Annotated in this window: 21 protein-coding genes; 4 read left to right on the top strand and 17 right to left on the bottom strand. The window is 62.3% G+C overall.

From position 1 onward, the window contains the following. Window positions 1-40: 40 nt before the first annotated feature. Window positions 41-577 (top strand): DUF2062 domain-containing protein, encoded by a 537-nt coding sequence (locus KG088_RS00525; RefSeq protein ID WP_213823535.1) that lies wholly within the window; start codon window positions 41-43, stop codon window positions 575-577. A 66-nt stretch (window positions 578-643) separates the two neighbouring features. On the opposite strand, the gene KG088_RS00520 is transcribed toward KG088_RS00525, so the two are convergent. Both KG088_RS00520 and KG088_RS00515 read right to left on the bottom strand, forming a co-directional pair. Further along, on the bottom strand, window positions 644-1,345 hold the full coding sequence (locus KG088_RS00520; protein ID WP_250147981.1) for an ABC transporter ATP-binding protein: 702 nt from the start codon (window positions 1,343-1,345) through the stop codon (window positions 644-646). A gap of 25 nt (window positions 1,346-1,370) precedes the next feature. Continuing rightward, a complete protein-coding gene (locus KG088_RS00515) occupies window positions 1,371-2,612 on the bottom strand; it encodes a lipoprotein-releasing ABC transporter permease subunit (protein WP_213823533.1) in 1,242 nt (413 codons plus the stop codon). A 167-nt stretch (window positions 2,613-2,779) separates the two neighbouring features. On the opposite strand from KG088_RS00515, the gene KG088_RS00510 reads away from it, so the two are divergent. Continuing rightward, the gene (locus KG088_RS00510) at window positions 2,780-3,850 is read left to right on the top strand and encodes an agmatine deiminase family protein (RefSeq protein WP_213823532.1); all 1,071 of its coding nucleotides are present in this window, start codon (window positions 2,780-2,782) and stop codon (window positions 3,848-3,850) included. Then, window positions 3,847-4,749 (top strand): carbon-nitrogen hydrolase, encoded by a 903-nt coding sequence (locus tag KG088_RS00505; protein WP_213823531.1) that lies wholly within the window; start codon window positions 3,847-3,849, stop codon window positions 4,747-4,749. Before KG088_RS00510 ends, KG088_RS00505 begins: the two co-directional genes overlap by 4 nt. Before the next feature lie 19 nt (window positions 4,750-4,768). On the opposite strand, the gene KG088_RS00500 is transcribed toward KG088_RS00505, so the two are convergent. From KG088_RS00500 to secA, 3 genes are all read right to left on the bottom strand, one after another. Continuing rightward, window positions 4,769-5,716 carry a Nudix family hydrolase gene (locus KG088_RS00500; RefSeq protein WP_213823530.1) on the bottom strand — a complete coding sequence of 316 codons (948 nt, stop codon included), beginning with the start codon at window positions 5,714-5,716 and terminating at the stop codon, window positions 4,769-4,771. 103 nt (window positions 5,717-5,819) lie between these two features. Continuing rightward, window positions 5,820-7,055, bottom strand: a complete 1,236-nt coding sequence (argJ, locus tag KG088_RS00495) for a bifunctional glutamate N-acetyltransferase/amino-acid acetyltransferase ArgJ (protein WP_213823529.1) — start codon at window positions 7,053-7,055, stop codon at window positions 5,820-5,822. A 28-nt stretch (window positions 7,056-7,083) separates the two neighbouring features. Then, window positions 7,084-9,831, bottom strand: coding sequence for a preprotein translocase subunit SecA (gene secA, locus KG088_RS00490; RefSeq protein WP_213823528.1), 2,748 nt, complete (start codon window positions 9,829-9,831; stop codon window positions 7,084-7,086). A 570-nt stretch (window positions 9,832-10,401) separates the two neighbouring features. Between secA and KG088_RS00485 the strand changes: the two genes are divergently transcribed. Next, on the top strand, window positions 10,402-10,863 hold the full coding sequence (locus KG088_RS00485) for a DUF721 domain-containing protein (protein ID WP_213823527.1): 462 nt from the start codon (window positions 10,402-10,404) through the stop codon (window positions 10,861-10,863). A gap of 102 nt (window positions 10,864-10,965) precedes the next feature. Here the strand turns inward: KG088_RS00485 and lpxC are convergent, their stop codons facing one another. The 12 genes from lpxC to KG088_RS00425 form a co-directional block, all read right to left on the bottom strand. Continuing rightward, complete coding sequence (gene lpxC, locus KG088_RS00480; RefSeq protein ID WP_213823526.1) at window positions 10,966-11,877, bottom strand: UDP-3-O-acyl-N-acetylglucosamine deacetylase; 912 nt, start codon at window positions 11,875-11,877, stop codon at window positions 10,966-10,968. A 110-nt stretch (window positions 11,878-11,987) separates the two neighbouring features. Beyond that, window positions 11,988-13,160, bottom strand: a complete 1,173-nt coding sequence (ftsZ, locus tag KG088_RS00475) for a cell division protein FtsZ (protein WP_213823525.1) — start codon at window positions 13,158-13,160, stop codon at window positions 11,988-11,990. Window positions 13,161-13,194: 34 nt separating this feature from the next. Beyond that, window positions 13,195-14,484 carry a cell division protein FtsA gene (ftsA, locus tag KG088_RS00470; RefSeq protein WP_213823524.1) on the bottom strand — a complete coding sequence of 430 codons (1,290 nt, stop codon included), beginning with the start codon at window positions 14,482-14,484 and terminating at the stop codon, window positions 13,195-13,197. A gap of 197 nt (window positions 14,485-14,681) precedes the next feature. Continuing rightward, window positions 14,682-15,404 (bottom strand): cell division protein FtsQ/DivIB, encoded by a 723-nt coding sequence (locus KG088_RS00465; RefSeq protein ID WP_213823523.1) that lies wholly within the window; start codon window positions 15,402-15,404, stop codon window positions 14,682-14,684. Next, window positions 15,401-16,333 (bottom strand): D-alanine--D-alanine ligase, encoded by a 933-nt coding sequence (locus KG088_RS00460; protein ID WP_319941355.1) that lies wholly within the window; start codon window positions 16,331-16,333, stop codon window positions 15,401-15,403. Before KG088_RS00460 ends, KG088_RS00465 begins: the two co-directional genes overlap by 4 nt. Beyond that, on the bottom strand, window positions 16,330-17,742 hold the full coding sequence (gene murC, locus KG088_RS00455; RefSeq protein WP_213823522.1) for a UDP-N-acetylmuramate--L-alanine ligase: 1,413 nt from the start codon (window positions 17,740-17,742) through the stop codon (window positions 16,330-16,332). Before murC ends, KG088_RS00460 begins: the two co-directional genes overlap by 4 nt. A gap of 58 nt (window positions 17,743-17,800) precedes the next feature. Beyond that, on the bottom strand, window positions 17,801-18,856 hold the full coding sequence (gene murG, locus KG088_RS00450; RefSeq protein WP_250148005.1) for an undecaprenyldiphospho-muramoylpentapeptide beta-N-acetylglucosaminyltransferase: 1,056 nt from the start codon (window positions 18,854-18,856) through the stop codon (window positions 17,801-17,803). A 29-nt stretch (window positions 18,857-18,885) separates the two neighbouring features. Further along, complete coding sequence (gene ftsW / locus KG088_RS00445; RefSeq protein ID WP_213823520.1) at window positions 18,886-20,127, bottom strand: putative lipid II flippase FtsW; 1,242 nt, start codon at window positions 20,125-20,127, stop codon at window positions 18,886-18,888. Continuing rightward, entirely contained in the window at window positions 20,124-21,503 is a 1,380-nt protein-coding gene (gene murD, locus KG088_RS00440; RefSeq protein WP_213823519.1) for a UDP-N-acetylmuramoyl-L-alanine--D-glutamate ligase, read from the bottom strand. Before murD ends, ftsW begins: the two co-directional genes overlap by 4 nt. 40 nt (window positions 21,504-21,543) lie before the next feature. Continuing rightward, a complete protein-coding gene (mraY, locus tag KG088_RS00435; protein ID WP_213823518.1) occupies window positions 21,544-22,626 on the bottom strand; it encodes a phospho-N-acetylmuramoyl-pentapeptide-transferase in 1,083 nt (360 codons plus the stop codon). Window positions 22,627-22,635: 9 nt separating this feature from the next. Next, window positions 22,636-24,006, bottom strand: coding sequence for a UDP-N-acetylmuramoyl-tripeptide--D-alanyl-D-alanine ligase (locus KG088_RS00430; RefSeq protein WP_213823517.1), 1,371 nt, complete (start codon window positions 24,004-24,006; stop codon window positions 22,636-22,638). Continuing rightward, a complete protein-coding gene (locus tag KG088_RS00425) occupies window positions 24,003-25,511 on the bottom strand; it encodes a UDP-N-acetylmuramoyl-L-alanyl-D-glutamate--2,6-diaminopimelate ligase (RefSeq protein WP_213823516.1) in 1,509 nt (502 codons plus the stop codon). The genes KG088_RS00430 and KG088_RS00425 overlap by 4 nt, the downstream gene beginning before the upstream one ends. Between the last annotated feature and the right edge of the window lie 28 nt (window positions 25,512-25,539).

Raw genomic sequence — 25,539 nt, 5'->3', positions numbered from 1 at the left:
ATGGATAATGGCTCGGGTCCGCAGCTGCGAGACCATCGACATGCCGCGCCGCTTCCTGAAACGCTATATTCCCCACCCCGAGACGCTAAGGCGCCAACGTTCCTTGCGCCTGGTCAGTGGGTTGATGACCGACCCGTCGCTCTGGTTACTCTCACGGCGCAGCGTGGCCAATGCCTTCTCGGTGGGACTGTTCAGTGCGATGCTGCCGATGCCCTTCCAGATGGCCGTCGCCGCCTTCGGTGCCTGGCTGATACGCTGCAACCTACCCTTGTCGGTGGGCCTGGTGTGGATCACCAACCCACTGACCATGCCGCTGATCTTTTACGGCAATTATCGTCTAGGCGCCTGGTTGATGAACGCCAACGTGCGAGAGGCACCTACCCAGCTCTCCACCCGCTGGATTGCCGACAGGATGGTCGATATCCTGCCTGCGCTAATGGTGGGTTCCGTGGTATCGGCCGTCGGGGCCGCGCTACTCGGCAACGTGGTGATTCGCCTGATCTGGCGCTGGCAGGTATCGCGCAGCTGGAAACGACGGGCGCGGCGGCGGCGACGCCAGCAGCACGACGAGAGCTGAGTCGTGCTTCGCTGGCCGAAGCATCCTGCCGCGCGACGAAGTCTGGTCAAAACGATCATTGAGAGTTCAATGGGCTGCCGGCTGCTGCGTCAAGCGACCATCTTCGAGCCTGAGCATGCGATCCTGATGTGCCGCGACCGTGGGGTCATGAGTCACGACGACAAAGGCACAGGCACTGGTGCGCGCCAATTCATCCATCAGGCGCATCATGTTGGAGGCGGTGGTCTGGTCGAGATTGCCCGTGGGTTCGTCCATCAGCACTAGGCTGGGGTCCGTGACCAATGCCCGGGCAATGGCCACGCGCTGGCGCTCACCACCGGAGAGCTCACCAGGCTTGTGGTCGGCACGGGGTTCCATGCCCACCCTTGCCAGCAGCTTCAGCGCGACGGCTTCGGCCCGCTTCTTGCGAAGCCCCCTCACGATCAGCGGTAACGCCGCGTTCTCCAGCGCCGTGAACTCGGCCAGCAGATGGTGAAACTGATACACGAAGCCGATGCGTCGATTGCGAAAGCGTCCCAGCGCGGTGTCGCCCAGCTCCAACAGCGACTCACCGGCGATCTTAACCTCGCCCCGGCTGGGCCGGTCGAGTCCACCCAGCAGATTCAGCAGCGTGGTCTTGCCGGAACCGGAGCTTCCCACGATGGCGACCCGCTCACCGGCGTGTACGCGCAGTTCAAGGCCGTCGAGCACGGTGACGTCCTGCGGCCCTTCCCGGTAGATGCGGGTCAGATCGACACATTCCAGCATCGGCGGGGCATCGGCAGGCATCGGCGTCTCCTGATTCGGGCTCGGCTTACTCATAGCGCAGCACCTCGGCGGGTTGGACCTTGGCAGCGCGCCATGCAGGATAGAGGGTCGACAGGAACGTCAGGCCCAGGGCGGCGGCGACGATGTCGCGCACGTCGGTCCAGTTCAGCCGCGACGGCAGGTCGCTGATGAAGTACACCCCGGCATCGAGGAACTGGATACCGAAGGCGGTTTCCACCCACCCGATCAGGTCGGAGATGGTCAGCGCCAGCAGCACGCCCAGCCCCACGCCCACCAGGATACCGATCACCCCGATGGCCAGGCCCTGGACAATAAAGATGCCCATGATCGACCCTGGCGTGGCGCCGATGGTGCGCAAGATGGCGATATCGGCATGCTTGTCGGTGACCACCATCACCAGGGTCGAGACGATGTTGAAGGCCGCCACGGCGATGATTACCGTCAACAGCAGCGCGATCATGCGCTTCTCCATCTGGATCGCCTGGAAGAGATTGCCGTGCGAGTAGGTCCAGTCGAGCCCACGATAGCCCGAACCGAGCTCGTTGATAATCGCCTGGGTTTCGCTGCCGGCCGCGAACAGGTCGTCGAGTTCCAAGCGCAGGCCGCCGACCTCATCACCCATCCGCGCCAGCGTCTGCATGTCTTCGATATTGGCGTAGGCGAGCCCGGCATCCAGGTCGGCGCCAACACTGAACACCCCGCTCACCGTGAAACGCTTGAGCCGCGGAAATACCCCTGCCGGTGTAATTGAGGCTTCGGGTACCAGCAGGGTAACGCGATCGCCCATGCCTACGCCCAGCCGGCTGGCCAGGATCGAGCCCAGCACGATGTTCCACTCACCGGGCTCGAGATCGTCGAGCCGGCCGTCCTGCATATGCTCATCGATGATCGACACGCGATCTTCCCAGTCGGGTTGGATGCCATTCACCATGGCCCCTTCGTTGCGCCCCCCTACCGAGAACATCCCTTGCTGCTCAACGTAAGGCGCCGCCCCGATCACCCGCTCGCGCTCCATGAGGCGGTCGGCGAGCGATTTCCAATCCGACATCCCCCCGGGGGACTCGATCTTGCTATGCGGCACCATACCGAGAATTCGGGTGCGCAGTTCATGGTCGAATCCATTCATCACCGACAGCACCAGGATCAACACCGCCACGCCCAGCATCAGGCCCAGCATAGAGGTCAGAGAAATGAAAGAGATGAAGTGGTTGCGGCGCTTGGCGCGCACATAACGCAATCCGATTAGGAAAGGCAAACGGTCGAGCATGGTGTCGTTCCTTGTCAGGGGGGATCATGGTACGGTTTTTTCCAACGGCCTGCATCGGGATGCCGCGAGAACCCTTGGTCCTTGCATAGTTTTCGTCACGGCCCTACATTTCGATGGCCCGGCGCCATGGGTGCCGGGCCTGCGTTCTACTCGACGAGGGCCCCCTCTTGGCCAACCGCCTGCTCCCCGAATGGCATCCCCAGGATGCCGTGCAACTGACCTGGCCCGCTGCCAACAGTGACTGGGCGCCAATGCTCGAGCGCATCGAGGCCACGCTGGAAGCCATGGTGGTAGCCATCACGCGCTACCAGCCCGTTTTAATCAGTGTCCCGCTTCCCGCCATCCGTACGCACCTGAAATGGCGCTTTCGCTGTCTGGGCGTGCCCAATGAGCGACTGCAGCTTGTCGTGGCGGAAAGCGATGACACCTGGACCCGCGATCATGGTCCGATTGGCGTGGAACACGATGGACAGCCGCGACTGCTGGACTATGTGTTCACCGGCTGGGGCGGTAAGTTTGCGGCTGCTCGTGACAACACCCTTACCCGGCGCCTGGCGGATACCGGCCTCTATGGCTGTCCGGTCGAGTCTAAGCAGTGGGTACTGGAAGGGGGTGCCATCGAGACCGATGGCGCTGGCACGCTGCTGACCACCGAGGCTTGCCTGCTCAACCCAAATCGCAACCCCTCGCTCGAGCGTCTCGACATCGAGGCATGGCTCAGCGAGGATCTCGGTATCGAGCGCGTGCTGTGGCTCAAGCACGGTCATCTTGTAGGCGACGACACCGACAGCCACGTGGATACCCTGGCGCGATTCTGCGACCCCCAGACCATCGCTTATGTACAGTGCACGGACGTGGACGATCCTCACTATCCGTCGTTGGCCGCCATGGAGGCCGAACTGAAAGCGTTTCGACGCGCCGACGGCACGTCCTATCGCCTCGCTCCCTTGCCGTTGCCGCGTCCCTGCTACGACCCGATCGACGGTCATCGCCTGCCGGCAACCTATGCCAACTTCCTGATCCTCAATGGCGCCGTGCTGGTGCCGGCCTATGGCGAAGCAGCCGATCGCCGGGCGCTTGGGACACTGGGCGAGGTTTTCCCCGAGCGCGATATCATCCCCATCGACTGCTTGAGCGTCATCCGCCAGCATGGCAGCCTTCACTGCCTGACCATGCAGCTTCCCGCGGGCACGCTGGCGAGTGGGCACCCGATCGAACGCCAAGGAGACACGACATGACCCGAACCCTCAAGGTCGGCCTGGTCCAGCAGCCGGCCTGGCCTGACAAGGAGCGCAGCCTGGCGGAGAGCGAAGCCGGCGTGCGTGAACTGGCGGCGGCCGGTGCCGAACTGGTCATGCTCCAGGAGCTTCACGCAACGCACTACTTCTGCCAGACCGAGGACGCCGCGCTTTTCGACCTGGCCGAACCCCTGGACGGCCCCACCGGCAGCCGCCTCGCTGCGCTGGCCGCCGAGCTCGATATCGTGCTGGTAGGGTCATTGTTCGAGCGCCGCGCGCCGGGAATCTACCACAACACGGCCGTGGTCTTCGACGGTCATCGGGGCCGGGTGGGTCAGTATCGCAAGATGCATATCCCCGACGACCCGGGGTTCTACGAGAAGTTCTACTTCACGCCTGGGGATCTGGACGAGTCGCGCCAGCAGGGCTTTCAGCCCATCAACACCTCGGTGGGTCGGCTAGGGGTACTGGTCTGCTGGGACCAGTGGTATCCGGAAGCGGCGCGGTTGATGGCGCTGGCCGGCGCCGAGCTGCTGCTCTATCCCACCGCCATCGGCTGGCATCCGCCCGACGACGAGCCCGAGAAGGCGCGCCAGAAAGATGCCTGGACGCTGATCCAGCGCAGCCATGGGGTGGCCAATGGGCTGCCGGTGGTGGTCGCCAACCGGGTCGGCCACGAGCCCGACGCCTCCGGCGTGAGCCCCGGCATCGACTTCTGGGGTGGAAGCTTCATCTGTGGGCCTCAGGGCGAGTTGCTGGCCCATGCCGGCCAGCACGCCGAACGGCTACTCGAGACCCTGGACATGACGCGTAGCGAGGAAGTCAGGCGCATCTGGCCCTACCTGCGTGACCGTCGCATCGATGCCTACGGCGACCTGACCCGACGCTACCGAGACTGAACAGGCAGAGCGGTAAGCCCTATTTCCAGAAATCTCGGATCGAGGCGATGCCCTGGGCCCCCACGCCGCGGGCATGATCCGCGTCATGACGCGTCATACCGCCCAGCGCGAACACCGGCATGGCCGCATGCTCCACCAGTTGCTGAAATTCGTGCCAGCCTATCGGGGCTACCTGGGGGTGGGAAGGCGTCGTGCGCAGCGGCGAGAGCGTCACGAAGTCGCAGCCGATCCGACCGGCCTGACGCAGCTGCCCGAAATCGTGCGTCGAGGCCGACACCCATTTGCCATCGTTGAGTGGCCGGCGCTCCAACGACATCAACCGCTCGCTGGTCAGATGAATGCCATCGGCATCGACACGTTCGAGCAACCCAGGGTTGCCATTGAGCAGTAGCCGTGCCCCGTGCCGATGGCACAACGCCAACGCCTTTTCAGCGCGGGCCAGATAAGCCGCTTCGTCCAGCGACTTGTCGCGAAACTGCACCAGCTTGACCCGATCCTCGGTCAGGGCACGCTCGAGTCGCTCGAGAAAGCGGTTCTCGTCGTCCTCATCGCCCGTGATGAGGTATTCGGTGGGCAACATCACGGCACGCAGTATCGGCAAATTGGCCGCCGGAAAAGGATACTTGACCAGCTCCTCCATCGGCACCCAGCGAACCGCTTGGCCCTCACGCCCAAAGGGTTCGCCGGAAAATGCATGAACCTGCCAGACATCCAGCAGGATATGCTTTTCGGCGTACTCGTGGTGGATGCGAATCAATGGCTGAGCAGACTGAATCTCCACACCCAGTTCCTCGTGCAACTCACGCTTGAGCCCGCCCAGGCCGGTTTCGTAGGGCGCCAGCTTGCCACCGGGAAATTCCCACAGCCCGCCATGATCGACGCTGGAGGGCCGACGAGCGATCAGTACTTCCCGACCATCAGCGCTGATGATAGCCGCCGCCGCCACATGCACCCTTCTTTTCACCATTGCGCTCATTGATTCCTACCGCTTTTTCGCACGGCCATGTCGCCGCGCGGGTTGTCTATTGCTCGACCTCTGCTCGATATTGCCACCGGGTAATGGTGCCGGTTCAACTTCGATAATCGGCGTTGATGGAGATATAGTCATGGGACAGATCCGAGGTCCAGACGGTCGCTTTGTCCTTGCCACGCCCCAGGTCGATATGGATGGTAATCTCGTCACGCGCCATCACCTCACTGCCGGCGTCCTCCGCGTAGCTCGCGGCACGGCCACCCTGCTCGACCAGGCGCACGTCATCCAAATCGATGACCACGCGTGACACATCGAAATTCTCGACCGGCGCGCGCCCCACCGCCGCAAGAATCCGACCCCAGTTGGCATCGCTGGCATAGAGCGCAGTTTTCACCAGGGGCGAATGGGCCACTGTGAAAGCCACATCGAGCGCCTCCTGGCGATCACCAGCACCGCTGACCTGCAAGGTGACGAACTTGGTCGCGCCTTCGCCATCCCGAACGATCGCTTGGGCGAGTTCGGTCATCACCCGCTGCAGACCATTGCGGAAGATCTCCAGCGCATCGGGATCATTGTCAGCCACGACAGCACCTCGCCCCGTCGCCATCAACATACAGGCGTCATTGGTCGAGGTATCGCCGTCCACGGTGATGCAGTTGAAGGACCGGTCCAGCGTCTCGTGCAGCAGCGCGTCCAGCAACGACATCTCGATGCTGGCATCCGTCGCGACAAATGCCAGCATGGTCGCCATGTCGGGGCGAATCATGCCCGAGCCCTTGCTGATCCCGTTGATGGTTACGGAGCCATCGCCGATCTGCAGTGTCACGCTGGCGCCCTTGGCACGCGTATCGGTGGTGAGGATTCCTTGTGCCGCCTGATGCCAGGCCTGGGCTGTTCCATCGAGCGCCGCAAAGGCCGCGGGCAGGCCTCCGATCACGCGCTCCATGGGGAGTGGCTCGCCGATCACACCGGTGGAAAACGGCAGAACGCTATCTTCGTCGACGCCAGCCAACTGCGCCAACGCGGCGCAAGTGGCGCGGGCATCGCGCAATCCCGTCTCGCCGGTACCGGCATTGGCATTGCCCGTGTTGATCACCAGGTAACGCGCTGCCGCGCCGCGCGACGCGCAGCGAGCCAGGTGATCGCGAGCAACGATCACCGGCGCGGCGCAAAAGGCGTTGCGAGTGAAGGCCCCCACTACCTGGGCGCCATCGGGGATCTCGATCACCACCAGGTCTCGCCGTTCCGGCGACTTGATACCGGCCCGGGACGTGCCCAGGCGCAGACCGTCAATCACCGGCATGTTGGGAAAATACGCCTCACCCACCGCCATCGTCTCGTCTCCTCGTAGGGCTTAACGCTCAGTTCAACGTGCCGCAACACTGCTTGTACTTCTTGCCCGAGCCGCAGGGGCAAGGGTCGTTACGTCCCACCTTGGGTCCCTCGCGACGCAGCGGTCGACCGTCGGCACCCGGCGGCAACGGAGCACTCTCGGCCCTTGCCTCATCTGCGGGTGACTCGTCGGATGTCTCGGGAGCATCGTGTCGACTCGATGCACCGGCTTTCTCACGCGCCAGGGCATCGCGACGCTGCTGTTCGAGTTCCTCGACTTCCTCGGGACGGCGCACCTTCACATGGCTGAGAATGCGGATCACGTCCGACTTGATGTTGGTCAGCAGCGTCTGGAACAGTTCGAAGGACTCGCGCTTATATTCCTGTTTGGGGTTTTTCTGCGCATAGCCACGCAAATGAATTCCCCGGCGCAGATGGTCCATCGACTGTAAGTGTTCCTTCCAGCGCGTATCGAGGACCTGAAGCATTACCTGCTTTTCGAAGCGACGCATTAACTCGTGACCGGCCTCCGCGACTTTATCCTCGTAGGCTTCGCGATGCATCGCCTGCAGGCGTTCACGCAGCTGTTCTTCATGGAAGCGCTCGTCCTTCTCGGACCACTCCACGACCGGCGCATCAAGGTTGAATTCGGTTCTGAGGTGATCCTCGAGGCCGGCCAGGTCCCACTGTTCGGCGAGGCTCTGGGGAGGTACGAACTCGCTGATGGCCTGATCGAGCACCTCTTCCCGAATGCCCGCGATAGGGGCCGAGACGTCATCGGAACTCAGGATATCGTTACGCTGCTCGTAGATGACGCGACGCTGGTCGTTGGCCACATCGTCATACTCGAGTAGCTGCTTGCGAATATCGAAATTGCGGCTTTCGACCTTCTTTTGCGCACGTTCGACGGCGTTGGAGACCATCTTGTGTTCGATTGCCTCCCCGTGCTCAAGGCCCAGCGCCTTCATCATGCGCTGCACCCGGTCGGAGCCGAACAGCCGCATCAGATTGTCTTCCAGCGAGAGGAAGAAGCGTGTCGACCCCGGGTCACCCTGACGGCCTGCACGGCCGCGTAGCTGATTGTCGATGCGACGCGATTCATGGCGTTCGGAGCCGATCACATGCAGACCGCCGGCCGCCAGCACCCCATCGTGGCGAGCCTGCCAGTCGGCCTTGATCTTCGCCATCTGCGCCTCGCTGGCCTCGCCCTGCTTGGCGGCCTCGGCTTCCCAGTTTCCGCCAAGGACGATATCGGTGCCGCGACCCGCCATGTTGGTGGCGATGGTGATCGCACCCGGCTGGCCCGCCTGGGCGATGATCTCGGCCTCGCTCTGGTGCTGCTTGGCGTTGAGCACGTTGAACGTGAGCTCGGCCTTGCGCATCAGGGCCGCCAGGTATTCGCTGGTCTCGATGGAGGCGGTACCCACCAGCACGGGGCGGCCTGCCTCGGTCTGTGTCCTGACGTCCTCGATGATCGCCTCGTACTTTTCCTCGGCGGTGAGGTAGACCAGATCGTTCTGATCCTCGCGAATCAATGGCTGATTGGTGGGAATCACCACCACGTCCAGGCCATAGATCTGCCGGAACTCGAAAGCCTCGGTGTCGGCAGTGCCGGTCATTCCGGCCAACTTGTCGTAGAGGCGGAAGTAGTTCTGGAAGGTAGTCGATGCCAACGTCTGGCTCTCGCGCTGGACGGTGACACTCTCTTTGGCCTCCACCGCCTGGTGCAGGCCTTCCGACCAACGCCGACCCGGCATGCTGCGGCCGGTGTGCTCATCGACGATCACCACCTGCCCATCCTTGACGATGTAATCCACGTCGCGATGGTAGAGATGTCTCGCCCGCAGCGCCGAATGCATATGCTGAAGCAAGTTTAGGTTCTGGACCGCATAGAGCGACTCCTCCTCGCCCAACAGACCTTCTGCCCGCATCAGCTCTTCGACCTTGTGATGTCCCTGCTCGGTAACTTCCACCTGTTTCTGTTTCTCGTCGAGGATGAAATCCCCGCTTACGGTTTCCTCGTCCTCGCTACCCTGCTCCAGGTGAACGGACAGGCGATCGACAACCTTGTAAAGCTCGGTGTTTTCATCCACGGCACCCGAGATAATCAGTGGCGTACGCGCCTCATCAATCAGAATTGAATCGACTTCATCGACGATAGCGAAGTGCAGCCCACGCTGCACCTTATCCTCCAATGAGAACGCCATGTTATCGCGCAGGTAATCGAAGCCGAATTCGTTGTTAGTGCCGTAGGTGATATCGCAGGCATAGGCTGCACGCTTCTCCTCGGCGTTTTGCCCTGAGTAGATGATGCCAACGCTCAACCCCAGGAATTCGTAGAGCGGGCGCATCCACTCCGCGTCGCGACTCGCCAGGTAATCATTGACAGTGACAACGTGGACGCCTTCCCCGGACAGGGCATTGAGGTAAACGGCCAAGGTGGCCACCAACGTCTTGCCCTCGCCGGTCTTCATTTCAGCGATGCGGCCACGATGCAGCGTCATGCCACCCACCAACTGCACATCGAAGTGGCGCAGTCCCATCACGCGTTTGCTGGCCTCACGCACCGTCGCGAAGGCATCCGGCAGCAGCGACTCCAGCGTCTCGCCGGCCTCGATCCGTTCACGAAGCGTTTGGGTGCGCGCCTTGAGCGTATTGTCATCAAGGCTCTCGAGCTGGGTCTCAATCGCGGTGATCTGCGCGGCCTGACGCGACATGCTTTTGACTTCTCGGTCGTTCTTGGAACCGACGACTTTACGTAACAGGGAATTGATCATGAAATGTCCAATAGCTGCGTGTGGCATCGCGCCGGTGTCAATGGACGTCGGCGGTTTGGTTGGTTAGCGACATGCCCACACAGAGGGCGGCCCTCGTCGTGTCAGCACGTCGTGACCGGCGATAGCCCGCGGTTGCGGTGAAGCCATACGTTCCGGCGAGCGGAGGGTATCGATGGGTTGCCACGCAAGGCGACATAGCCATCGCACCATGGCTCGGCGGCGTGCCCGAAGCCTAGAACTGGCACGAATCGACGCCGGGGCCAGCACACAGATTTGGGCGATTCGCTCGGAATATCGCCATCCCTCGGCCTGCGCCAGGCTGGCCGGCAACAGACACCCCACCAGCAGGCCTGCCAACCACCATCGGGCCGAACGTCGTCCGATTGCACGGCGCCCCGTCGGACGACGCGCGTTTGAGCGAGAGTCCGGAACAGGGGGGTGGTGGCTGGGGATGGTCGGCATGCTGTCGATGGACTCCAGAGCGTGGTAGGCTCCCGCTGATTACCCTCTATCGACCACGGCACGGCGTGATCGAATACCATGTCCAGCGGGAAGGCCTCGAGAAAGCCAATGAGTATAAAGGTTAAGCGCGCACGCGCCCAGCCCATGTCCCGCCTGCTGGATAGCGGCGGTGAGCTGGGTTCGCTGATGCGCACCGCCAGGCTTATCGAACGGGCCCAGCAGCACCTGCGAGAGCATCTTGCCGGGGAGGTCCGCGAGCATCTTTATGTCGGCGGGTTCCAAGACGGTCGTTTGACATTGATTACCGACCGCGCCGTCTGGCTGACCTGGCTACGTTACGAACAACGACGCCTTCTACAGCTGCTTCACGAGCTTCCGGGCTTCGATGCAGTGACCAGCTTTCATTTCAAGGTGCGGCCGGTGCATACAGTGAAGGCACCACGGCGTTACGTTCGCGAACTTCCCGCCCGGGCTGCCAATGAGCTTTCCAGCTGTGCAGCCGACATCGAGGATACCCGTCTCAGGGGCGCTCTCGAACGCCTAGCCTCCCACGCCGAGAAAAAGCCATAAGTTCGTCTCAGTCAACAGCAAACACCCCCAAAGCAATGCTGTGGGGGTGTTGTCTTCTTCAGGCTTCAGGTTTATCGCTTCAGGCTCCCGACGACGCCGGGATCAGGCCATGGCCGGCGCGGCGTAGGAAATCGGGGCAATATCGGCCTCGGCCTCGAAGGTCACCACTTCATAAGCATCAGGCTGCGCCATCAAGGCACGACAAAGCTGATTATTGAGCGCGTGACCCGATTTGACGCCACGGAATTCACCAATCAGGCTGAAACCGAGTTGATAGAGGTCGCCGATGGCGTCAAGCACCTTGTGTTTGACGAACTCATCGTCATAACGGAGGCCACCCTCATTCACGATACGATAATCGTCAACCACGATGGCATTATCCAAGCTCCCGCCAAGCGCTAGATTATTGGAGCGCAAATACTCCAGATCGCGCATAAACCCGAAGGTCCGCGCCCGCGAGACTTCCTTGACGAAAGACGTCGTGGAAAAGTCGACCATGGCTGTTTGCTTCTGGCCGTGAAATACGGGGTGATCGAAGTCGATGGAAAACGACACCTTGAAGCCTCGATGGGGCAGGAATATCGCTTGTTTGTCGCCGTCATGAACGGCAACTTCGCGCTTGATGCGTATGAACTTCTTGGGGGCGTTCTGTTCGCTGATCCCTGCCGACTGAATCAGGAACACGAAAGGACCCGCGCTTCCGTCCATGATCGGTACTTCGGGAGCGCTGACGTCAACATAGGCATTGTCGATTCCGAGTCCGGCCAATGCAGACATCAGATGTTCGACGGTGGCCACCTTCGCTCCGCCCGCCGTCAACGCGGTACACAGGGTGGTGTCGGTGACGTTCTCTGCCCGCGCCGGTACCTGCACTTCTGGATCGAGATCGGTACGCACGAAGACGATACCAGTATCCACAGGCGCAGGGCGCAAGGAAAGATACACCTTCTTGCCAGAATGCAGGCCGACGCCTGTGGCGCGAATGACGTTCTTCAGGGTACGTTGTCTGATCATGGGCATTAACCGGGCTATGGTTGATTATCAAACACTGTTCACTGTATCACCGAACGGCTGTTCCAACAAAAAACTTTGCCCGGAATCATCGTTGGCTCCGATAGTCAACCTCAGTCCGCCTGGCGACGCAGGAAAGCCGGAATATCCAGATAATCATCGAGCTCTTGCGACTTACGCTTCTCTGGCTGAGGACGTTTAGCTTCCTGGGGGTCGGCGCGAGGCGCGGTTGCCTGTGCACGACCGACCGCGGGTTGTTGCCGTTGACGATATTCCGCCGCTTCGCGGCGCACCGTCTCCCGCGGTGTCGCTTTCTGGCGCGGTTGCTGGCCATCAAGACCGGCAGCGACCACGGTGACCCGCAACTCGTCGGTCATTTCCATGTCGATAGAGGTACCGACCACGATGGTGGCATCCTGTGAGGCGAACTCCTGCACCGTCGCGCCGACGTCATTAAACTCGCCGATGGAAAGATCGGGGCCAGCGGTGATGTTGACCAGGATGCCTCGAGCGCCATGCAAATCGATATCTTCGAGCAACGGGCTCCTGATGGCTTTCTCGGCAGCCTCTCGCGCCCTGTTCTCACCCGTAGCACCGCCGGTTCCCATCATCGCCATGCCCATTTCGGACATCACCGTGCGCACGTCGGCAAAGTCGACGTTGATGATACCCGGGCTGGTGATCAGCTCGGCAATGCCTTGAACGGCACCGAGCAACACATCGTTGGCGGCGCTAAACGCATTCAACAGGCTGGCATTCTTGCCAAGCACCGACAGCAGCTTCTCGTTGGGAATGGTGATCAGCGAGTCGACGTATTCGGATAACTCCTTCATACCCTCCTCGGCAGCCCGCATACGCTTGGGGCCTTCGAAGGGGAAGGGGCGCGTCACTACGGCGACGGTGAGAATACCCAGCTCCTTGGCCACCTGAGCGACCACGGGCGCACCACCGGTACCTGTGCCACCACCCATACCGGCGGTAATGAACACCATGTCGGCACCGTTGAGCAACTCGGCAATACGCTCACGATCTTCCATCGCAGCCTGCCGGCCGACTTCCGGACTTGCGCCGGCGCCCAGCCCCTTGGTGATCTCGCTGCCAAGCTGAAGGACAGTCTTGGCCGAGACGCGCTTGAGCGCCTGAGCATCGGTGTTGGCGCAGATAAACTCCACGCCCTCGATGTTGCTTTCGACCATGTGATTGACGGCATTACCACCGCCGCCACCGACACCGATGACCTTGATGACGGCACTGCTTGAGGGTGCGTTATCTACTATTTCGAACATTTGCCACGTCTCCTGGACCGCCACGGCGGCCCTGTCAGAAATTTCCTTTCAACCAACCCTTGAGCCTTACCAGCGCCGGAGTCCCTTCCTTCGATCCACCTCGGGAGATCTCTTCTCGTCTCGGTTGCATCGGGATCCCGCCACCTTCTGTTTTCCGAACACGCCCCTGACTAACTTCCTGCAGAGCGTAATGCAGTAAACCAACTCCCGTCGAATAGATGGGATTACGAACCACATCGGCCAATCCGCGGACATTCTGGGGGCAGGCGATTCGTACCGGCATGTGGAAAATCTCTTCGGCTAGCTCGACCACGCCTTCCATCCGCGAGGTACCGCCGGTGAGCACGACACCCGCCGCGACCAGGTCCTCGAAACCGCTACGCCGTAATTCATCTCGAATGAGCGTAAAGAGTTCCTCGTAGCGTGGCTCCACGACCTCGGCCAGCGACTGCCTGGAGAGGTCACGCGCCGGCCGGTCACCAACACTGGGTACCTTGATCATCTCGTCGCTAGCCGCTAGCTGGGTCAGTGCACAGGCGTACTTGACCTTGATCTCCTCGGCATATTGGGTCGGGGTGCGCAGCGCCATGGCGATATCATTGGTAACCTGATCACCCGCAATGGGGATCACGGCCGTATGCCGTATTGCCCCTTCGGTAAACACCGCGATATCGGTGGTGCCCCCACCGATATCGACCATACAGACGCCAAGTTCGCGCTCGTCTTCGGTGAGGACCGCATGGCTAGAAGCGAGCTGCTCGAGGATGATGGCATCAACCTCAAGACCACAACGGCGAACACACTTCTCGATGTTCTGTACCGCATTCAGGGCAGCGGTGACCAGATGCACGCGCGCCTCGAGACGCACCCCCGACATGCCCAGCGGCTCGCGAATTCCACCCTGAGTATCGATAGCAAACTCTTGGGGAAGCACATGCAGGACTCGCTGTCCCTCAGAAATCGCACGCGCTCTCGCCGAGTCGATCACCCGATCGATATCGGAAGGCGTAACCTCGCGATCCTTGATGGCTACCACACCGTCGGAATTCATAGAGCTGATGTGACTCCCGGCCACACCGACATAGACGGAATGGATGTCACAGCCGGCCATCAACTCAGCCTCCTCCACGGCACGCTGAATAGAAAGGACAGTGGATTCAATATTGATGACCACCCCCTTCTTCATGCCGCGCGAAGGATGCGAGCCAATACCGGCTATCTCGATGCCGCCATCGTCAGTGGGCTGACCTACGATCGCCACAACCTTGGACGTTCCGATATCCAGCCCAACTACCATATTGGACGCATTGGATGGGCCTGCCATGAGTCGGGATATCTCCTAGAGTCTGTCCCGCAATAGGGAACCTTAAATAATGAAAAATTAATGTCTTAACCAGTATAATAACAACTACCGATATTACACCAGCGTCAGGGAATAATTAGCGCTCACGATACGGCGATTCTGCCTTAAAAGAAACACCTCAATGTCCTGCCAGATAGGGGGTAGCCGAAAAACGGGCTTCAACCTTCTTCTGAATTGGCGTCTTGTGCAGTCTCGGTTTCTCCGTGCCAGGCCACTGAAACACCGTTGGGATAGCGCAGGTCTATGTAGCGAATATGCGACGCCTGAGAATCGAGCTGCCGATGCCAGGCGGCAATCAGTCGAGCCAGACGAGGCTGGCGATCGTTGCGACCGAGCATCACCCAAACACTGTCGTTAAGTTGGAAACGCCAGGCGCCACGAGCTTCAAGGCGCAACTGGGTTACCACCAAGCCGAGTTTATCGAAGCGCTCCATCAAATCACGATGATAAGCAAGCACCTCTTTACTGCTACCGCTGGGTCCGGCCAGGTCCGGGAGTGGTTCGGGAGGAGACACTTCTCCATAAGCAAAAGGCTCGCCCTGAGCATTGAGCAGGTAATCGTCGTTCCAGCGTGCGACCGGCTCCTGCTCGACCAGTTCAAAGGTCAGCGCATCAGGCCATTGACGGCTGACACGAACTTCGGAAACCCAGCCGATAGCCCTGGCGTCCTCACGCAACTCGTTCAGACTCACCGATAGCCAGGTACGGCCGCGGATCAGTGGTGAAAGCCGATCACGCAAATAGTCGGCATTAACGTGCTGCATCTCGCCGCGGATCGACACCCGCTCAACGGGGCGATCAAGCCAGACCCATAGCGCACGCCCTCCCGCACCCAGCAGGATCACCAGCAACAGCAGTCCAGCCAGGCCACCCTGTCTCATGTCAGTCCGGGCCTCGTTTCTTCGAGGATCCGCACCACGAGACATTCGAAGGGAATGCCTGCGTGCTTCGCGGCCTGAGGCACCAGGCTATGGTCGGTCATGCCCGGCGAGGTATTGACCTCGATCAGCCAAAAGCGTCCAGCGGCGTCACGCATCACATCAACCCGACCCCAACCCTCCCCTCCGATAGCGGTGAAGGCCTCGCGGCACAACGCGCCCAGCTCAGCCTCCTGCTCGGCGGACAGCCCACAGGGTAGATGATAGCGGGTAGCATCAGAGAAATACTTGGCCTCGTAATCATAGAAGCCGCCGCCAGGCACCTCGACGCGTATCGCCGGCAATATCTCATCGCCCAGCAACGACACGGTATACTCCACGCCAACGACAAAACGCTCCGCCATCACCCGGGCGTCAAAACGAGCGGCCTCTCGGTAGGCGCGCTCCAGCGCATCGCAACTGTCGACGATGCTGATCCCCAACGTCGAGCCTTCATGAACCGGCTTGACGATCAGGGGCAGGCCGAGCCGCTCCACGACTGCCCTCCAGTCCACATCCGGTCCGAGCATCTCGGCCTCGGGCGTCGGCAACCCCAGTGCGTGCCAGACCAGCTTGGTGCGCTGCTTGTCCATGCCCAATGCCGAGGCCAGGACCCCACTTCCGGTATAGGGGATTCCCAGCAGTTCCAACGCCCCCTGCAAGGTGCCATCCTCACCGCCGCGTCCGTGCAGGGCGACGAACACGCGATCCGGCGCCAGCGCCTCAAGCCCTGCGAGTCCGCCCTCGGCAGGATCGAAGCCGATCGCCTCGACACCCGCGCGCTGGAGGGCGGACAGCACTGCCGTGCCGCTCTTGAGCGACACGTCCCGTTCCGCCGACTCACCGCCGTAAACCACCACCACACGCCCCAACGCAAGACCTGCTGTGCTCACAGTGTCACCTCATCGAGTGTCAGCGCTGACTCGGCCAGACGAAGTGCGATACCGCCGACATCGCCGGCGCCCTGAGTGATCAGAATGTCGTCGGGGCGCAGTACGCGAGTCAGTAGTCCTGGCAGCTCGCTTTTCTCCTGGACGAAGATCGGGTCGACCGAACCACGCTGGCGAATCGAGCCTGCCAGTGTGCGTCCGTCAGCACCGGGGATCGGTGCTTCTCCAGCGCCGTAAACGTCCAGCAGCAGCAAGGTATCGACCTCGGCCAGCACCCGGACGAAATCCTCGTAGAGATCGCGGGTGCGCGAATAGCGGTGAGGCTGATAGACCATCACCAGCCGGCGCTCTGGCCAGCCCGCTCGCACCGCACGTATTACCATCTCGACCTCGCTCGGATGATGTCCGTAATCATCCACCAGCATGACCTCCCCATTGCCATCCGGGCTCGGGAAGTGGCCATGGACCTGGAAGCGGCGCCCGACCCCCTCGAAGCTTGCCAGGCCGCACCGTATGGCGTTATCGCCGATGCCCGCGTCGGTGGCCACGACGATGGCCGCCAAGGCGTTCAGCGCATTATGGCGACCGGGCATCGACAATCGAATCGCCAGTGGTGCCAGACCGTCGGGGCGCTGGACGCTGAAGCGCACCTCGCCCTGGTTCTGCTCAAAATCCTCGATGCGATAATCGGCATCCTCACTGAACCCATAGGTGACGAACTGACGATGCACCCGGTTGAGCAGACCACGCACATTGGCGTCATCGAGGCAGAGTATCGCCAAGCCGTAGAACGGCAGGTTATGCAGGAATTCGATGAAGGTACTCTTGAGCTTCTCGAAGTCCCCGCCGTAGGTTGCCATGTGATCGGCATCGATATTGGTGACGATCGATACCATCGGCTGCAGGTGCAGGAAGGAAGCATCGGACTCGTCGGCTTCGGCCACCAGATAATCGCCTTCGCCCAATCGCGCATTGGTGCCAGCACTGGTCAGCCTGCCGCCGATGACAAAGGTGGGATCCATCCCTCCCTCACCAAGCAGCGTCGCGGTCAGGCTGGTGGTCGTGGTCTTGCCGTGAGTGCCGGCCACGGCGATGCCATGACGAAAACGCATCAATTCCGCGAGCATTTCGGCGCGCTGCACAACCGGTACCCGGTGCTCGTGGGCCCAGCGGATCTCTGGGTTGGTCTCATCGACGGCGGTGGACACCACTACCACGTCGGCGCTGGCCACATGATCGGCATGATGCCCGATAGCCACGCGAATACCGCAACTGCGCAGGCGGGCCACGACCGGGGATTCCCGAAGATCGCTACCACTGACGGCATAGCCCTGATTGGCCAATACCTCGGCGATGCCGCACATTCCGGCACCGCCAATGCCGACGAAATGTATCTGACGGATGCGGCGCATACCGAGGCCTCGGCCGTGGCTCGGGAGGGGGGAAGGACCAGCGACCGGTCCTGCTGTGCTATCGCTCAAAACCTATCTCCATGCAACCGGCCACCAGGCGCTCGATGGAATCGAGCTCGGCACAGGCCCTTGCCTGTGTCGCCATGGCAGCGAGTGTATCGGGGTCCAACAATCTCACCAACTGCTCGGCAAGCGACTTGGCAGTGAGTTCGGCCTGGGGTATCAGGCGAGCAGCGTTTTGATTCACAAGTGCCTGCGCATTGGCAGTCTGGTGGTCATCGACGGCATGGGGAAAAGGCACGAAGAGCGCCGGCTTCGCCGCGGCCGCCAGCTCCGCCACGGTAAGTGCCCCAGCCCGACAGACCACCAGGTCGGCCCAGTCGTAGGCCGCCCCCATGTCATCGATGAAGGCGCTGACCCCAGCGTCGATACCCCTTTCATGATAGGCCTCGCGAGTCATGTCGTCCTTGTCGCGTCCGGCCTGATGACGCACCTCGGGACGCTGGGCCTCGGAAAAGCGTGCCAGAGCCTCAGGCAATCGCTCGTTGAGGGCTTGGGCGCCCAGAGACCCCCCCAGCACCAGCAATCTCAAGGGACGCCCCTGCATGTCATCGGCACTTCTGGGTCGCTCACCCAGGGTTGAGATGTCGTCACGCACCGGATTACCGACTACTTCGGCGTGGCCGGCAAACGCCTGTGGAAAAGCGGCGTAGACACGCGTCGCGAGTCGTGCCAAGGCGCGATTGGTCATTCCCGCCACGGCGTTCTGTTCGTGAATCATCAAGGGGCGTCGCGACAACCACGCCGCCAACCCACCCGGGCCACTCGCAAAGCCGCCCAGACCCACCACCAGCTGGGGATCGAACCGGCGAAGAATGCGCCAGGCTTGCCATACCGCCCGCGTCAGATTGAGCGGCGCCAGCAGCCAGCCCGCCAGGCCGTTGCCGCGCAGGCCTGCCACGGCAATCCGATGCAAGGCGATGCCCGCCTCGGGCACCAGCCGGTTCTCGATGCCTCGCGGACTGCCCAGCCACTCAACCACAACTCCCTGGGACTTCAGCCCCCGGGCGAGAGACAGGGCCGGGATGACATGCCCCCCGGTGCCACCAGCCATGATCAGCACACGCCGCTGCGCTTGCTTGCTCACTGCGTCACTCCTTCTTGCAGGGCGCGTTTTTGTTGGGTTAGCGACGATGCGACATCGCCAAAAGCTTGCCTGGGCGCCGCTGAACGCTTGCGCCGCAGCGCCCGGCGCGTCTCGATATCCGCCCGCAGTACCAGTGTCATCATAAGGGCACTGACCACCAGACTTGAGCCTCCATAGCTGAGCAGCGGCAACGTCAGACCCTTTGTCGGCAACATGCCGGTGCTGACGGCAATGTTGATGAAGGCCTGAGCGCCGATGATCAGCGCGATGCCGTAGCTCAGGAAGGCGGCGAAAGGCAGGCGCGCCAGTTCGGCACGCCGCCCCACGGCCATCGCCCGCCAGATCAACAGCGCAAACAGACCGATTACCGCAATGGCGCCGAACAGGCCCAGTTCCTCGGCGAGCACGGCGAACACGAAATCCGTATGTGCTTCGGGCAGATAGAACAACTTCTGCACGCTGTTGCCGAGTCCCATGCCCAGCCAGTGACCGCGCCCATAAGCGATCAACGCCTGGGTCAGCTGGTAACCGCTGGCGAACTGATCCGCCCACGGGTCGGCAAAACTGGTCAGGCGTGCCAATCGGTATGGCTCGGCGATAGCAAGCAGCACGGCCCCGCTGGCCACCAGGACCAACAACAGCACAAAGCGTCCCCAAGGCGCACCAGCCATCAGCAGCATGCCCATCACGCAGCTGGTCATGACCACCACGGCGCCATAGTCCGGCTCGAGAATCAGCAGCACAGTGATCAAGGCCATCACCACCAAAGGACGCAAGAACGCGCCCCACTGCTGACGCACCTGCGGCAGGAAACGCTCCAAATAGCCGGCCAGATAGATGATCAGAAAGAGCTTGGCAAACTCAGATGCCTGGACGTTAAAGGGTACCCCGGGGATCGACAGCCAACGACGGCTGCCGTTGACCTCGCGGCCAACCAGCAGGACCAGAATCAGCAAGCCAATACCTACCAGCAACAGCAAGGGCCCATTGGCCCTCCACCAGGCCAGCGGCACGTACAGCACCAGACACGCCAGAACCAGGGCGATGACAAGAAAGACGCCATGACGTATCGAGAAATAATAGGGATTGCCGGTGAGGCTCGATGCTACCTCTGTAGAGGCCGACGTGACCATGACCCAGCCGATCAGCATCAGCGACAAGGTCGCCACCAGCAACCAGCCATCGAAGGGCTGATCGGCGGTAGAGAGGCGTTGGCGCCAGTGCTTCAGACGGCTCATGATTGACCCTCGGATACCAGATGAGAGGCAAAGCGGCGAAATGCCTCGCCACGCGCCTGATAATTGACGAACTGGTCGAGACTCGCGCAGGCCGGCGAGAGCAACACGCAGTCTCCCGGCCTGGCCACCTTGACCGCCCGTGCCATGGCCGACTCCAGGTGGTCTACTCGGCTCAGCGCCACCTGTCCGTCGAGTGCCGACGCGAGCTTGCCGGCGTCCTCGCCGAAGAGTATTGCCTCGCGGCCGAAGCGGGCCAGCGGTTTTGCCAACGGCAGGAAGTCGGCCCCCTTGCCCACCCCTCCGGCAAGCAGGACCAACCGGCCCTCGAGCGTGGGGCCCAGCCCCTCGATGGCAGCAAGCGTTGCCCCGACATTGGTGCCCTTGGAATCATTGATCCACCGCACGCCATTCACGTCAGCAATCAGCTCTCCCCGATGGGGCAGTCCGGTAAAGCGGCGCAGCACCGAACACATGACGGCCATCGGCAGACCGAGACGATGGCCGACGGCCAAGGCGGCCAGAGCATTGGCCTGATTGTGGCGGCCGGGCAGGCGCACGTCAGCCGCCGGCATCAGCGGCTCGTCGCCATGGAGTAGCCAATCCCCGCCTTGGTGGCAGCCGATGCCCCATTCGTCGCACCGCGGCGTGCGCGTCGTGAAGGCGTCCTGATCGACAAGACGCGCGGTTGGCCAGGTCATCGGGTCCTCGGCATTGACGACGGCATGGCGAGCCCCGCGGAAGATGGGCAGTTTGGCGGCTCGGTAGCCGGCCATGTCGCCGTGGCGATCCAGATGGTCGGCGCTGAGATTAAGGAAGACCGCGATATCGGCGCCTAGCCATGGCGTGAACTCGAGCTGGAAACTGGAGAGCTCGAGCACGTAGAGCGCGGCTTCGGGCTCGTCCATGAGCAGATCCAGGGCCGGCGTGCCCAGATTGCCGCCGACGGCGACCCGGTGACCGGCCTCACGGGCCATGTCGCCGATCAGTGTGGTCACGGTCGACTTGGCATTGGAGCCGGTGATGGCGACGATGGGCGCCTGGCAGGCACGCACGAAGAGGGCTATCTCGCCCACCAGCCGAGGCTCCCCCGTCGCGAGTCGCGTGTGGTCGGCAAGCGATTCCAGACCCGCACTTTTAGGGTCTACTCCGGGGCTAAGTACCACTTCCTCGGCCTCGGAGATATCCAGCGTCGTCAATGGCCCGCAGTGGATCTCGATATCCGGATGGGCAACTCGGAAGTCCTCCAGACCAGGAGGGGCGGTTCGGGTGTCCGCAACCATGTAGCGGACACCCAGCCGGCTCAGGTGACGACAGATCGCGCGACCCGATACCCCGAGCCCAACCACCAGGCTAACGCCCCTAGGCACCTTGGGCATGATGTGCTCCTTGCCGATGGCATGACAGAGTTGCCGCTATTCAGCGAACCTTCAGAGTGGCCAGGCCGACCAGCACCAGCACCACGGTGATGATCCAGAACCGCACGATGACGCGTGGCTCCGGCCAGCCCTTGAGCTCGTAATGGTGGTGCAGGGGGGCCATGCGGAAGATGCGGCGCCCGGTGAGCTTGTAGGAGCCGACCTGCAGGATGACCGAAACGGTTTCCATGACGAAGATGCCGCCCATGATGAACAGCACGATCTCCTGGCGAACGATCACCGCCACCACGCCCAGCGCGGCGCCCAGGGCCAGGGCCCCGACGTCGCCCATGAACACCTGGGCGGGATAGGTATTGAACCAGAGAAAGCCCAGCCCGGCGCCGGCAATCGTAGCGCAGAAGACCGCCAGTTCGCCGGCCCCGGGAATCATGGGAATCTGCAGGTAGTCGGCAAACACGACGTTGCCGCTGGCATAGGCAAATATCGCCAGGCCCATGGCCACCAGAACGGTCGGCATGATCGCCAGGCCATCGAGGCCGTCGGTGAGATTGACCGCGTTGGAGCTGCCGACGATCACCAAGTATGTCAGCACGATATAGAAGACGCCCAGCGGCATGACGAAATCCTTGAACAACGGCACGATCAGGCTGGTTTCCACCGGGGAAGCGGCCGTGACATAGAGCACCACGGCCGCCGACAGGCCGATGACCGATTGCCAGAAATATTTCCAGCGTGCCGGTAGACCCCGCGGGTTCTTCTCCACGACCTTGCGATAGTCATCCACCCAGCCGATGGCCCCGAAGCCCAGGGTGACCGTCAAGACGATCCATACATAATGATTGTCGAGGTCGCCCCACAGCAGGGTGCTCACGGCGATCGCCATCAGAATCATGGCGCCACCCATGGTCGGCGTCCCGGCCTTGGAGAGATGAGATTGGGGCCCGTCGTCTCGCACAGCCTGACCGATCTGGCGCTCGACCAGCCGGCGGATCATGACCGGCCCGAGCCACAAGCAAAGCACCAGGGCCGTGAGCGTGCCCAGGATCATGCGCAGGGTCAAATAGTTAAAAACATTGAAGGCACTGAAAAATTGCGCCAGAAAATCAGCCAGATAAAGCAGCATGTATCTCGTTCACCTTGGTGCGTCCGGGCGGAGGTCAGCAACCACATGTTCCATGCCGGCACTGCGTGATCCCTTGACCAGCACGCTGGCCCCAGACGGCAGATGGTTGAGGACGTGGCGCATCAGCGTCACTCGGTCGTTGAAATGGCACCCGCCTTCACCGAAGGCTTGGCTCGCCGGTCGTGCCGGCTCATCTAGAGTGCCCAGGAACTCGACGCCCAATTCCCGCGCGTATCGCCCGATGTCGGCATGCAGCCGCTCGGACGCCTCCCCCAGTTCTCCCATGGCGCCGAGCAGGCACCAATGGGGGCCGGGCAGCGTGACCAGCAGGTCGAGCGCCGCCTTGACCGCGCCGGGGTTGGCATTATAGGTATCGTCCAGCAGCCGCGTGTCTCTAATACCCTCGGCAATGCTGAGGCGCCCCGCCATAGGCGAGACATCCGCCAGCCCAGCGAGGATGTCCAACGGTTCCAACCCCAGCACCAGCGCCGCCGCTGCGGCGGCCAGGGCGTTGGAGACGTTGTGACGTCCCAACAAGCCGAGCTGAATACGGCCCACTTCCTGGCCTTCCACGACAAGCGTGAAAGCATAACGCCCGTAAGCGTCACAGACCAGCGCCCGTGCATGAACACGCGCCTGCTGGAAGTCGATCGCGAAGTCGACCACCTCGCGAGGCGCAGCAAGCGTCGCCCAGGTGGCAAAATAGGCATCGTCGCGATTAAGCACCGCGACACCCTCGGCGGGTAAGCCGCTCAGGATCTCCGCCTTGGCCTGGGCGATTTGGCCCATGCCGCCGAACTCGCCCACGTGCGCTCCAGTGACATTGGTGATGACGGCGACCTGCGGCTCGGCCAGCGACACGGTCCAGGCGATCTCGCCGAGATGATTGGCCCCCAGCTCGATGACGGCCTGTTGATGGTGACCTTCCAGGCCAAGCAGGGTCAGCGGTGCCCCGATATCGTTGTTGAGGTTACCATGCGTCGCTAGCGTCGCCCCGCGTCGGCCCAGTAAGGCAGCAAGCAGCTCCTTGACCGTGGTCTTGCCGCTGTTGCCGGTTACGGCGACCAAGGGTCCGCCCCAGGCCCGGCGTCGTGCCCGCCCCAGCAGCCCTAGTGCCAAGCGAGTGTCTTTCACCTGGATCTGAGGTAGCGAATCCTGCACCGGATGCTCGACCAACGCCGCCACGGCCCCGGCCTCTCGCGCCTTGCCGAGAAAGTCATGAGCATCGAAGCGCCCGCCTCGCAGAGCCACGAACACGCTGCCCGGGACCAGTTGGCGGGAGTCGGTGACGATCGCCGTGATCGCCGTATCGACCTCCGGGCTCGTCACGCCAAGCGCCGAGGCGATGTCGCCGAGGGTCTGCGGGCCCACCGCCCTCATCGTCCCGGCCTCCCGATGCGTGCCGACAGGGCTTTTTCGGCCTCGACACGATCCGAGAAGTCGTGACGCACCCCGGCGATCTCCTGATAGGTCTCATGGCCCTTGCCGGCGATGAGCACGACATCGTCGTCTGAGGCCTCGGTCAGCACGCGGTCAATTGCCCTGCCGCGATCGTCCATGTACCAAGCAATTTCGCGTGCTCCACGGGAGAGCCCCGCGAGGATCTGCTCGCGGATGCTCGCCGGGTCTTCGCTGCGCGGATTATCGTCGGTCACCACGATGACATCCGCCTGGCGCTCGGCAGCGGCAGCCATCCAGGCTCGCTTGCCGGTATCGCGATCGCCGCCACAGCCGAACACGCACCACAGCCGCCCCTCGCCCGGCAAATGCGCGCGCAGCGCCGTCAAGGCGTTGTCCAGCGCATCCGGCGTGTGCGCGTAGTCGATGACCACCGTCGGGCTCCCAGGCGTTCCCAGCGCCTCCATACGACCGGGCACGGGCGCGAGGTCGGACGCGGCGGTGAAGAGCACCTCGAGCGAATGACCGAGCCCGTAGAGGACAGCGATCGCCAGCAGCACATTGTCGAGCGTGAAGCGACCCATCAGGCCAAGGTCGATCACCCGCTCGCCCTCTGGGGTGGCGATCAGGGCGCGCTGACCCTGTGCATGAGGCACCCAGTCGACCACGCGCAGCGTCGTTGCTTCTTGTTCGCCGACCGCCAGCACCCTGACGCCAGGCACCAGGCCGGCCAGCATCAGCCTCGCCAGGGGGTCGTCACTATTGACCACGGCAAGCTCGATCTCAGTACGCCGGAACAGGCGGGCCTTGGCCGCGGCGTAACCCGCCATGCTGCCGTGGTAATCCAGATGGTCGCGCGTCAGGTTGGTGAACACGGCGGCGCTGATCCGACAGCCATCGAGCCGTCCCTGTTCGAGCGCATGTGACGAGACCTCCATCGCGACCCGCGTCACTTTCGCCGCGGCCAAGTCACCCAAAGCCGCCTGTAGCGACAGCGCCCCTGGCGTGGTCAGGCCGGTATCGAGCAACCTGCTGATCCGTCCCTGCCCCAGGGTGCCGATCAAGCCGGTCGACACGCCAAGCGCTTCGCTTAACGCCGCCAGATAGTGGGTCACCGAACTCTTGCCATTGGTGCCGGTGACGCCGATCACTTCCAGGTCATCAGGCACGGCGAAGCATTCGCGTCCCAGCGTCCCCAGCGTTTCCTTGAGGCCTGACAACCACAGCACCCGTGGGTCATCGTGGTGATGGTGACCCTCCTGGTGAGCCAGCACCAGCGAGGCGCCGGCGGCCAGCGCCTCATCGATGAAATGGCGGCCATCGGCCGCGACGCCGGGTACCGCCACGAACACATCACCAGGGGACAACCGCCGACTGTCGACTTCCAGCCGGCACGCGGCCGGCAGCGACAACGCCGCCAGCGCCCGTCGACTGCGAGGCCAATGTTTGAGCAGACTGGCTTCGAGCCGAGAGTCGGCTACCTGCATTCCGTCACCTCGGTTTGACTGGCGTTCA

It is taken from the genome of Halomonas jincaotanensis, from assembly GCF_018448785.1.
GTDB lineage: Bacteria > Pseudomonadota > Gammaproteobacteria > Pseudomonadales > Halomonadaceae > Halomonas > Halomonas jincaotanensis.
This window is presented reverse-complemented; position numbering and strand designations above follow the sequence as displayed.